13 protein-coding genes and 1 pseudogene are annotated in these 10,674 nt (G+C 64.8%); 11 read left to right on the top strand and 3 right to left on the bottom strand.

Annotation, left to right across the window (positions count from 1 at the left end; all coding sequences use genetic code 11):
* From ENZ75_RS08455 to lpxK, 6 genes and pseudogenes are all read left to right on the top strand, one after another.
* The coding region (locus ENZ75_RS08455; RefSeq protein WP_245481138.1) for a metallopeptidase TldD-related protein at positions 1–417 on the top strand (417 nt) is incomplete at its 5' end.
* On the top strand, positions 404–1,207 hold the full coding sequence (locus tag ENZ75_RS08460) for a 3'(2'),5'-bisphosphate nucleotidase CysQ (protein ID WP_013532346.1): 804 nt from the start codon (positions 404–406) through the stop codon (positions 1,205–1,207). The genes ENZ75_RS08455 and ENZ75_RS08460, both read left to right, overlap by 14 nt.
* Positions 1,208–1,310: 103 nt before the next feature.
* On the top strand, positions 1,311–1,556 hold the full coding sequence (locus tag ENZ75_RS08465) for a DUF4170 domain-containing protein (RefSeq protein WP_013532345.1): 246 nt from the start codon (positions 1,311–1,313) through the stop codon (positions 1,554–1,556).
* A 5-nt stretch (positions 1,557–1,561) separates the two neighbouring features.
* On the top strand, positions 1,562–2,353 hold the full coding sequence (locus ENZ75_RS08470; protein ID WP_013532344.1) for a lysophospholipid acyltransferase family protein: 792 nt from the start codon (positions 1,562–1,564) through the stop codon (positions 2,351–2,353).
* A pseudogene (gene waaA, locus ENZ75_RS08475) lies at positions 2,350–3,666 on the top strand (lipid IV(A) 3-deoxy-D-manno-octulosonic acid transferase). Before ENZ75_RS08470 ends, waaA begins: the two are co-directional and overlap by 4 nt.
* A gap of 1 nt (position 3,667) precedes the next feature.
* On the top strand, positions 3,668–4,693 hold the full coding sequence (gene lpxK, locus ENZ75_RS08480; protein WP_013532342.1) for a tetraacyldisaccharide 4'-kinase: 1,026 nt from the start codon (positions 3,668–3,670) through the stop codon (positions 4,691–4,693).
* On the opposite strand, the gene ENZ75_RS08485 is transcribed toward lpxK, so the two are convergent.
* Positions 4,690–4,923, bottom strand: a complete 234-nt coding sequence (locus ENZ75_RS08485; RefSeq protein WP_013532341.1) for a DUF2093 domain-containing protein — start codon at positions 4,921–4,923, stop codon at positions 4,690–4,692. The two genes, lpxK and ENZ75_RS08485, sit on opposite strands and share 4 nt — an antisense overlap.
* A gap of 77 nt (positions 4,924–5,000) precedes the next feature.
* On the opposite strand from ENZ75_RS08485, the gene ENZ75_RS08490 reads away from it, so the two are divergent.
* Entirely contained in the window at positions 5,001–5,636 is a 636-nt protein-coding gene (locus ENZ75_RS08490) for a hypothetical protein (RefSeq protein WP_244514290.1), read from the top strand.
* Between the two features lie 39 nt (positions 5,637–5,675).
* On the opposite strand, the gene ENZ75_RS08495 is transcribed toward ENZ75_RS08490, so the two are convergent.
* Positions 5,676–6,602 carry a LysR family transcriptional regulator gene (locus ENZ75_RS08495; RefSeq protein WP_013532339.1) on the bottom strand — a complete coding sequence of 309 codons (927 nt, stop codon included), beginning with the start codon at positions 6,600–6,602 and terminating at the stop codon, positions 5,676–5,678.
* 92 nt (positions 6,603–6,694) lie between these two features.
* Between ENZ75_RS08495 and ENZ75_RS08500 the strand changes: the two genes are divergently transcribed.
* The 4 genes from ENZ75_RS08500 (at position 6,695) to ENZ75_RS08515 (ending at position 9,218) form a co-directional block, all read left to right on the top strand.
* Positions 6,695–7,588, top strand: coding sequence for a DMT family transporter (locus ENZ75_RS08500; RefSeq protein WP_013532338.1), 894 nt, complete (start codon positions 6,695–6,697; stop codon positions 7,586–7,588).
* A gap of 84 nt (positions 7,589–7,672) precedes the next feature.
* The gene (locus tag ENZ75_RS08505) at positions 7,673–8,548 is read left to right on the top strand and encodes an alpha/beta hydrolase (RefSeq protein WP_063167728.1); all 876 of its coding nucleotides are present in this window, start codon (positions 7,673–7,675) and stop codon (positions 8,546–8,548) included.
* A gap of 57 nt (positions 8,549–8,605) precedes the next feature.
* Positions 8,606–8,932 (top strand): hypothetical protein, encoded by a 327-nt coding sequence (locus ENZ75_RS08510; protein ID WP_024504825.1) that lies wholly within the window; start codon positions 8,606–8,608, stop codon positions 8,930–8,932.
* A 10-nt stretch (positions 8,933–8,942) separates the two neighbouring features.
* Positions 8,943–9,218, top strand: coding sequence for a hypothetical protein (locus ENZ75_RS08515; protein ID WP_063167729.1), 276 nt, complete (start codon positions 8,943–8,945; stop codon positions 9,216–9,218).
* A 48-nt stretch (positions 9,219–9,266) separates the two neighbouring features.
* Here the strand turns inward: ENZ75_RS08515 and mutL are convergent.
* A partial coding sequence (gene mutL, locus ENZ75_RS08520) for a DNA mismatch repair endonuclease MutL (RefSeq protein WP_164887764.1) occupies positions 9,267–10,674 on the bottom strand: 1,408 nt, incomplete at its 5' end.

Raw genomic sequence — 10,674 nt, forward strand, 5'->3', positions numbered from 1 at the left:
GAGAAGGGCGTGCTCAACCACTGGTTCCTGTCGACCTCGGCTGCAAGGGAGCTGGGCCTCGTCACCAACGGCCGCGGCGCACGCAGCGGCTCCTCCGTTACGCCATCCTCCACCAATCTCGCCATCGAACCCGGCGAGCGGTCGCCGGAAGAGCTGATCAAATCGCTCAAGACCGGCTTCTACGTCACCGAGGTGTTCGGCCAGGGCGTCGACATGGTCACCGGCGAATACAGCCGCGGCGCTTCCGGTTTCTGGATCGAGAATGGCGAACTGGCCTATCCCGTCGCCGAGGTCACCATCGCCTCGAACCTGAAGACGATGTTCCTCAACATGGTGCCGGCCGATGACCTCGACCGCAATTTCGGCACCGCGGCGCCGACGCTCCTGATCGAAGGCATGACCCTTGCCGGAGCATGACCTGACCACTGCCGGAGCCACCGAAGACTTGCCGCTGCTGCGCGATGCCGCCCGCGAGGCGGGGGTGATCGCCATGCGCTACTTCGGCAACAGCCCGCAAGTCTGGATGAAGGGCGGCACATCACCGGTCAGCGAGGCCGACCACGCGGCCGACGCCTATCTGCGCGAAACATTGCTGGCGGCGCGGCCGGATTATGGCTGGCTGTCGGAAGAGACAGTTGACGATCCGGTCCGGCTTTCGGCACGCCGCACCTTCGTCGTCGACCCGATCGACGGCACGCGCGGTTTCCTGGAAGGCCAGCGCACCTGGTGCGTCAGCGTCGCCGTCGTCGAGCATGGCCGCACGCTGGCCGGCGTGCTGGAATGCCCGGCGATGGAGGAGACCTATTGGGCGCTGCCCGGCCAGGGTGCTTTCCGCAACGGCAAGCGCATTGCGGTTCGCAAGCTGGCGGAAACGGCCGAGATTTCCGGGCTGAAGCAGTTGACCGACCTGATGCCTGCCGAATGGCAGGCGCGGCTGAAGCGGGCGCCTTACAGCCCTTCGCTCGCCTATCGGCTGGCCATGATCGCCAATGGCGCGCTGGACGCCACTTTCGTCAAGCCGAACGCGCATGACTGGGACATTGCGGCGGCCGACCTCATCCTGCGCGAGGCCGGCGGCCAGCTGCTCGACCAGCATGGCCGCGCTCCACTTTATGCCGGCGAGGTGACTCGTCACGGCGCCCTTGCTGCCGGCAGCGGTGAATTGCTGGCCGTGCTCGCCGGCGTCATCGCCGGTCTGGACACGTGAAAGCGTTTTCCCCGGCGAGATGAATTCATCTCGCCCTAAAGGTTCCAAAGTCGGCGGCTTTGGTCTAGACCTGTGACAAACTCACGATATGTGAAGGACCGACATGGCCGCGGAAGACGGAAAGAAACAGCTTTTGCATCTGGTGTTCGGTGGCGAACTGAAGAAGCTTGGCGGCACCGAATTCCGCGATCTCGACGGGCTCGACATCGTCGGCATCTATCCCGACTATCAATCCGCGCACACGGCGTGGAAAGCCAAGGCGCAAGCCAGCGTGGACAACGCTCACATGCGTTACTTCGTCGTTCATCTGCACCGGCTGCTGGACCCCGACAACAAGGCTGCCGGTTGACTTCGATGGAGCATGACCTGGCGAAAGGGCCAGCAAGCGATGCCGCGCCCACGGGCAGGGGACGCAGCCGCACGACCAAGGCCTTCTGGCGCAAGATTCGCCAACCGCTTGCGCAGTCGCGATTCGTCAAGAACGCCATCGCCAGCCTGTTCGCCCAGTTCGTCCGCTTCGTGCGCCTCACCAATCGCGTCGTCGAGGGATCGGCACGGTTTTCGGGCGGTGCCTATACCGAGTTCGAGCCTGGCATCATCGCCTTGTGGCACGGCCAGCATCTGCTGACGCCTGCCTATTATCCCAAGCGCAAGCCGCTGGTCGCCATGGTTTCGCGCAGCGCCGATGCCGAGCTCAACGCCTTGATGCTGGAAAAATTCGGCATCGAGGCTGTGCGCGGCTCGGGCGGGCGGGAAAATGCCAGGCACCTCGACAAGGGTGGAGCGAAAGCGCTTATCGCCCTGAAAAAGTCGCTCGCCGTCGGCAAGAACGTCGCCATGATCGCAGATATTCCGCACGGCACGCCGCGAGACGCAGGACTTGGTATCGTTCTCCTGGCTCGCCTCTCGGGCCGGCCGCTTGTGCCCGTCGCCATCACCACCAGCCGCCGCAAGGTGCTGGAGAAGAGCTGGGACAAGACCACCATTAACCTGCCGTTCGGCCGTTCGTCGATCGTCATTGGCCAGCCGATCTTCGTGGCGGCCGGCGCCGATGACGCCGAAATGGAGCGCAAGCGCCAGGAAGTGACGACAGCGCTCAATGCCGCGACCGCCGAGGCTTACCGTCTCGTGGATGCTCCGCGATGAGCGGCCGCTGGGCACGGGCCATGCTGTCGGCTTACCGATTCGCGGGTGCGGCAGCCTATCCGCTGGTCGGGCCCTACGTTGCCTGGCGCACCTCGCGCGGCAAGGAAGACCGCTACCGCCGCCGCGAGCGCTATGGCGTCGCCGGCCGCGCGCGCCCCGACGGGCCGGTGATCTGGATCCATGCCGCGAGCGTCGGCGAGACCATAGCCGTCGTGCCGCTGGTCGAAAGCATTCTCGACTATGGCGTCAACATCGTGCTGACGACCGGCACGGTGACCTCTGCGCAGGTCGCCGACGAGCGGCTCGGTGACCGCATCATCCATCAATATGTACCGCTCGACCTCAAGCCGGCGGTCAGCCGGTTCCTCGATCACTGACAGCCGGATCTGGCAATCATCGCCGAATCCGAGATCTGGCCGATGACCATCCTCGAGCTTGGCGCGCGACGCGTGCCGCAGGTGCTGGTCAATGGCAGGCTGTCCGACCGCTCGTTCAAATCGTGGAAGAAACGCGCCAACATCGCCGAGGCGCTGTTCGAGAACCTGGCTCACGTCGTGGCGCAGTCGGATGTCGATGGCGAGCGGTTTCTCGCGCTCGGCGCGCGGCCGGTGACGGTGTCGGGCAACCTCAAGGTGGACACGTCGCCGCCTCCGGTCGACGAACGGGCGCTGGCGACACTGCGGCGGCAGATAGGCACGCGCCCGACCTGGGCGGCGATCTCGACCCATGACGGCGAGGAAGTGGTCGCGGCTGAAGTCCACGCGACGCTGCACAAGCGCCACCATGGTCTTCTGACCATCGTCGTTCCGCGTCATCCCGATCGCGCCGAGGCGCTTGCGGCGCAGATTTCCGGCATGGGCCTGAAGGTCGCGCGGCGCAGCAAGGGCGACAGGATCACGGCCGACACCGACATATTGCTTGGCGACACGATCGGCGAGATGGGGCTCTATCTCCGGCTGACGGAAATAGCCTTCGTCGGCCGCTCGCTGACCTCCGAGGGTGGCCAGAACCCGCTGGAGCCGGCCATGCTCGACACGGCGGTTCTCGCCGGGCGCAATGTGCAGAATTTTCGGGAGGCCTACCAGCGTCTCCTCGACAGCGGCGGCGCCAAGCTGGTGCGCGATCGCGACATGCTGGCCGGCGCCGTCAATTTCCTCCTGACCAACGAAGTGGCGCGCCACGAGATGATGGCGGCAGGCATTGCGACCGTCGACGAGATGCGCGGTGCGCTGGCGCGTACGCTGAAATCGCTTGAGCCCTACATCCAGCCGCTGGTCGTCAAGTCGCGCCTGAAGGGCGCGAACGGGCGCTAGCGTGGCCTCGGAAGCACCACCATTCTGGTGGGAAGAGCCGGACTGGCGGGTCCTGGCACTGTCGCCGCTGTCGGCCATCTATGCGGCTGCCGCCGGCCGCGGCATGCGGCGGGCCAAGCGTGAGAAGATCGAAGCACCTGTTCTGTGCATCGGCAATTTCACGGTTGGCGGCACCGGCAAGACACCGGTGGCCATCGCGCTCGCCAAGCAGGCCAAGCGCATGCATCTCAAACCAGGCTTCCTGTCGCGCGGCCATGGCGGCTCCTTCGCCGAGCCGCACGTGGTCGATATCGACCACGACAGCGCCCGGCATGTCGGCGACGAACCGCTGCTGCTCGCCGAACACGCGCCGGTGGCGGTGACGCCGAACCGCGCCGCCGGCGCCCGGCTGCTGCTGGAACGGAATGGCTGCGATTTCCTGATCATGGACGATGGCTTCCAGAGCGCCCGCATCCACATCGACTATGCGCTGGTCGTGGTCGATGCGCGCTACGGGATCGGCAACGGCCGCGTCATTCCGGGGGGGCCGCTCAGGGCCAAAATCGTCGACCAGCTGGTTTTCACCAGCGGGTTGTTGAAAATGGGCGAGGGCACTGCCGCCGACAGCGTGGTCCGCCAGGCGGCACGCGCCGGCCGGGCGATCTTCGAGGCCCATACAGAGCCAAGCGGCAAGGCAGGGCTTGCCGGCAAGCGGTTCCTCGCCTTCGCCGGTATCGGCCATCCCGAGAAATTCTTCGACACGGTGCGCGAGGCCGGCGGCGAACTGGCATTGACGCGGCCGTTTCCGGACCATCATTTCTATGCGGAGGACGAACTTGCCGAGCTGGCGGCGACCGCACGCACTGAGGGGCTGGTGCTCATCACCACCGCCAAGGACGCCGCCCGGCTGCGCCACGGCGCGTCACAGGACTTTCTCGACCGGCTCGAGGTGCTGGAGATCGACACGGTCTTCGAACTCGATCACGTTCCCGAGCGCATCATCGACGAGACGCTCGATGCCTGGCGCCAGCGCAAGCTGAAGGGTTAACTGCGCTTACGCAGCTCCGGATGCATCTCGATTTCACGGCGCAGCGAGGCGGTGGCGCTGATATAGGGCTCTTGCCTTGCGACGCTCCAGTACTTCAACTCGTCGAGCGGAATGCTTTCGCCTGTCACCGCGCAGCGCACGAACGCGCCGGGGCTGGTAACCTGGAAGTCGCCATCCAGGTAGCGGATGCGGGCTTCCTTGCCGCCGGGGCCTTCGAAACGGTTCATCATGCGGGGACGCCAGGGTTCATGAGAATTTCATCGCCATAAATTCCCGGCGAGGTCAAGCATGAGACAAGCCTGAGACAATGCTGAACGCTTATTGTGAAGCGGAAAAATGTAGTTGGTGGGCCGCAATGGACGTTTCCTCCACTCGTCTTCCCGCCCTGCTTAGGGAAGTGATGACGCCGCAAGCCGTGCCCTCGGGGCAGGCTGATCCAGTGATGACGGCACTGGTCAAGGCGCTGGTCCAACCGCCGGCGCCGTCTCTGCTCGCGCAGCAGACAGCGCCGGCGCTGTTGATTTTGCCGGCGGCGCCGATGGCCGTCAAATCGCAGCAGATCGCATCCGCCGGCATCGTCGATGCCTATCTTGCCCAGCTTGAGACGGGCGAAGAGGCGGCGTTGGCAACAGTCGTGGCGAGAAAGGCAAAACCCGAAGCCGAAACGCTGCGAGCCTTCTTGCCGCCTTCGACAACCGCCAATGACAATGCCTCCGCCAGGGTTGCGGGGCTGTCATTGCTGTCGCTTATCCCGCCGCAGGCTCCAGTCCCGCGCAACGCTGCCGCCCTGGGTACGCCGGCGGGCAGGCACAGGCCGGCCAATCAATCCCATGGTGCGGTGCCGCACCCTGAGCAGTTGCTGGTGAAAATTGGCTTTGTTTCGATAATGGCCGGTTTGCTGGGAGCGGTGATCCTTGGGTTCGTTTTGTTGTTGCTTCGCTGAGCTTCGAATCGGCCGGTTTTCCATATAGGTCCGGAAGGCCTATCGCTCGGCTTCGATAAACGCCTCGATCTTGTCCTGGGCCAGCCCGGCCTCTGCCGCGATGCGGCGGGCGAGGTCGGCGGCGGCGGCACGCGGCCGCCCCATCGGCCGGTCGAGCCAGTAGGATACCGGGTTGAGGGCTGTGCGCTCATCGACGGGAGTGATGCGGCCCGATTGTAATTGATGTCCGGTCAGCGGCGGGCGGGCCAGCGCGATGCCCAGCCCATAGGCGGCGGCGTCGAGCACCAGATTGTAGTCCTCGAAGCGGCGGTCCTGCGGGCGCGGGCGGTAATCCATGCCTTGCGCGGCAAACCAGGCGCGCCAGGCCGACGCGTCGGAATCGTTGATCAGCGGATATTTGAGCAGCCGGGCAGGGTCGCCCCGGCCGATCTCGCGGGCAAGCTCGGGTGACGCGACAGGGAAGACATGTTCCTCGAAAAGTTGCACCGAGATGCGGCCCGGAATGCCGCCGCGTCCACAACGGATCGAGAGGTCGATGCCTTCATCGGCAAGGTCGGCCTGGCGGATGTCGACATCGAGCACGATGCGCAGCTTCGAGGGATTGTTTTCCAGAGCCGCCATGCGCGGCATCAGCCACAGTCCGCTGACCGAGGGAATCGAGGTCAGCCGCACCACCGCCGTGCCACGCGGCTCGACCCAGCGGTCGGAATGGGTCGATATCAGCGCAAAGGCTTCCGCCGTGCGCAGATGCAGCCTGTTGCCTTCGATCGTCAGCGAGACGCCGCGCGCACCACGGTCGAAGACTTTCAATCCCAGCCAGTCCTCGAGCTTGGCGATCTGCCGGCTGACGGCGCCATGGGTGATATTGAGCTTTTCGGCGGCCGCTGAAAAGCTGCCTGTCCGCGCCGCCGCATCGAAGGCGCGCAGCGTTTCGAGCGGCACCATTGTGTCCGAGCTGTGATCCATAGTCACAGGTGATCCTCGATTTCGTCGTTTGTCAACCGGGGTGAAAAGGCGTTTTCTGCCTTTCAGGACCGAAGAAATACGAGGGCGGTGAGATGAGCGAGATAACGGGCACGTTGAATTCGACACAGCGAATGGACACCACGGCAGCCATCGCTGTGGCGCTGACGGTGGTCGGCTGGGCCTCCGCCTTTCCCGCTATCCGAGCCGGTCTCGCCGCCTTCGGCCCACTGGAACTGGGTGCGTTGCGCTTTGCCATCGCCGCTGTGCCGGCGGCGATCTTCCTGGCCGTCAAGCGCCCGGCGCTGCCAAGGCTCGACGAAGCGTGGCGCCTGGTCTTTGGCGGCGCCATCTTCGTCGCGCTCTACACCGTCATGCTCAATTTCGGCGAACTGACCGTCTCGGCCGGTGCCGCCGGCTTCATCATCAATGTCAGCCCGATCTTCACCGCCATCATGGCGATGGCATTGCTGGGCGAGCGCTTCTCAGGCGTGGCCTGGATCGGTACGGTGATTTCCTTCGCCGGCATAGGCATCATCGCCATGGCCGATGGGCATGGCCTGTCGTTCAACACCGGTGCTCTGTTGGTGCTTGGTTCGGCCTTGTGCTCGGCCGTCAACACCATCGTCCAGAAGCCGCTGTTTGCCCGCCATCATCCATTGACCATTTCGGCTTCGAACATGGTGCTCGGCGCACTGTGCCTGGCCCCCTTCCTGCCGTCGGCCTTTTCGCAGGCGGCGGTCGCCGACACAGCAGGCCTCGGCGCCGTCATCTTTCTCGGCATCGTGCCCAGCCTCATCGCCTATGCCGCCTGGGCGACCGCGCTGTCGCGTCTGCCGGCGGCACGTGCCTCCAACTTCCTCTATCTGGTCTCGCCGATGTCCGCGCTGATCGGCTTCTTCTGGCTGGGCGAAGTTCCCACTCTGCTCGGCATAATCGGCGGCGCGCTGGCGCTGGGCGGTGTCATCGTGGTGAATTTGAAGAGATGAATATTGCCGACCGTCCGCTTCCCCCATTCGGAACGATCCCTCGATCAAACGCGTTTAGCCGAGGTTTGTTCGACGGAGGTCCGAATGCCGGGTGCAACGACGCACCGACGCATGCAACTGGATGATCTATCCATTTTTTATCGCGAGGCAGGGCCGTTAGAAGCACCTGTCTTGCTCTTGCCGCACGGCTATCCCTGCTCTTCGTTCCAATTCCGCCGACTGATGCCGGCGCTCGCCGACCGCTGGCGGACGATTGCATTCGACTGGCCTGGCTTCGGATACAGCGGCACACCCGATCCGGCCACCTTCGGCTATGATTTCGACGCCTATTGCGACGTGCTTTCCAAGCTTGCCGATAAATTCGGTCTCCAACGCTACGCCTTGTGGCTGCATGATTATGGCTCGCAGATAGGACTCCGGCATGCGATCTCACACCCGGAGCGGATCAGCGCCCTGATCATCCAGAACGGCGACATCTACGAGGATGTGCTTGGACCCAAATACGCCACGATCAAGGCCTGGTGGACCGACAAGACGCCCGGCAAGCACCGTCCGCTCGAGGCCGCGGTAAGTGAGGATGGGTTTCGGGCCGAGTTCATCGGGGAAGTGGCTGACGACGTCGCCATGCGCGTGCCGCCCGATCTCTGGAATCTTCACTGGCCACTGATGAACACGCCGGTTCGTCGGCAGATCGCCGTCGGTCTGATGGAGAAGCTGGAAGCCAATCTCACCTGGTTTCCGCGCTACCAGGCTTATTTGCGTGAACACCATCCGCCCACGTTGATCGTTTGGGGGCCAGAGGATGGCTATATGCCCGCGGCGTCGGCAAGGGCCTATCATCGCGATCTGCCCGATGCGGAACTGCATCTGATCGAAGGGGCGGGTCATTGGCTGCTCGAGACACATTTCGACGACGCGCTGGCGCTGGTCCGCGATTTCCTGGCTCGTGTTCACGGCTGATCACAGCCGGCGTCCGCTATGCCCAGTTTGCTGTCCGCCTGACTGAAGGAGAACCTCATGCCGACCACACCGACCATCGCGCGCATCTGGCGCGGTCGCACCCGCCGCGACATCGCCGACGCCTATGAGCCATACCTGCGTGCCGAGGGTATTCCGCCCCTCGAGAAGACGGCGCTTGGCGTCCAATTGCTGCGCGAGGACCGTGATGCCGAGACGTGGTTCACAACCATCTCCTATTGGGCCGACATGCAAGCGATGACCGCCTTTACCAAAGGCGAACCGACCAAAGTCCATCATCTGGACCGCGATGCCGAGTTCCTGATCGAGCTGCCGGAGCGGATCGAAATCCATCGGATACTTGTCGATCGTCGGGGACTGCGCTGAGCGCCCATCGGTGGTTCGCAACCTCTTCTTCTTCGCGGTGATGTCGCTGATCTGGGTGCTGACCTGGGCCGCGATCAAGCTCGGTCTCAATGACGCGCCTCCGCTCCTGCTGGCGGCTGCACGCTATTTGCTGACCGCTTTGGCGGCAGGAGCCTGGCTCTTCGGCGAGGCGGTCGGCTGGGCTGAAATCACCGGTGCGATCCTCCTGCTGGCGGCGGCTGCGATCGCGCTACTCAGGCCGCTGGGCGAAAATCGCGGGCGACCACATTGTCGGCCGGCCTCCTGACCTGCCGACCTCGAGCGGCGAAGCGATAGGCCCGCAATCCGTCCGCAGCTATCGCCGTCCGAAAAGCCGTTCGATATCCGCTAGCTTGAGTTCGATATAAGTGGGGCGGCCGTGGTTGCAGGTGCCGGAGCCGGGCGTCGCCTCCATCTGCCGCAGCAGCGCGTTCATCTCCTCGGCCTTGAGCAGGCGGCCGGAGCGCACAGAGCCGTGGCACGCCATGGTCGCGGCTATCTTGTCCAGCCGCTCCTTCAGCGTGTCGACCGTGTCGTTGTCGGCGATCTCGTCGGCGAGGTCGCGCACCAATTGCTGGACATTGGCCTCGCCCAGCATCGACGGCGTCTCGCGCACCGCGACAGCGCCGGGGCCAAAGCGCTCGATGCCGAGACCGAAGCGGGCCAGCGTTTCCGAATGCAGCGCAAGCCGCTCGGCATCCTCTTCCGGCAGGTCGATGATTTCGGGCAGAAGTAGCATCTGCGAGGGCACCGGGCGCGAATGCAGCGCATTCTTCAGCGCCTCGTAGACCAGCCGTTCATGCGCCGCATGCTGGTCGACGATGATGAGCGAATCCCTGGTCTGGGCGACGATGTAGTTCTCATGCACCTGGGCGCGCGCCGCGCCCAGCACCGCGCCGAGCAACGTCTCGGCCGCTTCATCCTGCCCTGCGCGTGCATCGGCGCTGGCAAGCGGACCGGCATCGAAAGCCGCTTGCTCGCTTTCTCGCAAGCCGCGCTGCTCGAAGCCCGCACCATCGAAACCCATATCGAGCGGCCGCTGCGGCGATCGGGCAGGATCGAAGCCGGACGGACCCGACGCGCGGTAGGCCGCGTCGTAGCTGCGGTGGCCGTTTGCCGGTCCGCCGTGGCCGTAGGATGCGGCCCCTGGCCGGAACGCCGCCATCATGCCGGCGGCACCCGTGGTGGCGGCGCGGACGCCGGCATCGGCCAGTGCCTGTCGGATGGCCCCGACGATCAATCCGCGCACAAGGCCGGGATCGCGGAAGCGCACATCGGCCTTGGCTGGATGGACGTTGACGTCGACGATGGCCGGATCGAGCGTCAGGAACAGCACCGTCACCGCATGGCGGTCGCGCGGCAGGACGTCGGCATAGGCGCCGCGTATGGCGCCGGCGATCAGCTTGTCGCGCACCGGGCGGCCGTTCACATAGGCATATTGCTGCAGCGCGTTGGCGCGGGTGAAGGACGGGATCGACGCGTGGCCGGTCAGATGCACGCCATCGCGCATCGCGTCGAGGGCAATCGAATTGTCGGGAAAATCGGTGCCCATCACCTGGGCGACACGACGCAGGCTGCCTTCCGCGCTGTCGTCCGCCGCCGGCAATTCCAGTGTCGAGCGGTCCGAGCCGGCCAGCGTGAAGCGCACGGCGGGGAAGGCGATGGCGATGCGCTTGACCACATCGCTGGTGGCCGAGCTTTCGGCGCGCTCGCCCTTCATGAAC

The sequence above is a fragment of the Mesorhizobium sp. M7A.F.Ca.CA.002.04.1.1 genome (assembly GCF_004022805.1).
Lineage (GTDB): Bacteria > Pseudomonadota > Alphaproteobacteria > Rhizobiales > Rhizobiaceae > Mesorhizobium > Mesorhizobium ciceri.

What these genes read in the sequence shown, in the direction of transcription:
- ENZ75_RS08465 (WP_013532345.1), top strand. Translation starts at nt 1,311, where the DNA reads ATGGCCGCGGAAGACGGAAAGAAACAGCTTTTGCATCTGGTGTTCGGT.
- ENZ75_RS08470 (WP_013532344.1), top strand. Translation starts at nt 1,562, where the DNA reads ATGGAGCATGACCTGGCGAAAGGGCCAGCAAGCGATGCCGCGCCCACG.
- ENZ75_RS08485 (WP_013532341.1), bottom strand. Translation starts at nt 4,923, where the DNA reads ATGATGAACCGTTTCGAAGGCCCCGGCGGCAAGGAAGCCCGCATCCGC.
- ENZ75_RS08490 (WP_244514290.1), top strand. Translation starts at nt 5,001, where the DNA reads ATGCTGAACGCTTATTGTGAAGCGGAAAAATGTAGTTGGTGGGCCGCA.
- ENZ75_RS08495 (WP_013532339.1), bottom strand. Translation starts at nt 6,602, where the DNA reads ATGGATCACAGCTCGGACACAATGGTGCCGCTCGAAACGCTGCGCGCC.
- ENZ75_RS08500 (WP_013532338.1), top strand. Translation starts at nt 6,695, where the DNA reads ATGAGCGAGATAACGGGCACGTTGAATTCGACACAGCGAATGGACACC.
- ENZ75_RS08505 (WP_063167728.1), top strand. Translation starts at nt 7,673, where the DNA reads ATGCCGGGTGCAACGACGCACCGACGCATGCAACTGGATGATCTATCC.
- ENZ75_RS08510 (WP_024504825.1), top strand. Translation starts at nt 8,606, where the DNA reads ATGCCGACCACACCGACCATCGCGCGCATCTGGCGCGGTCGCACCCGC.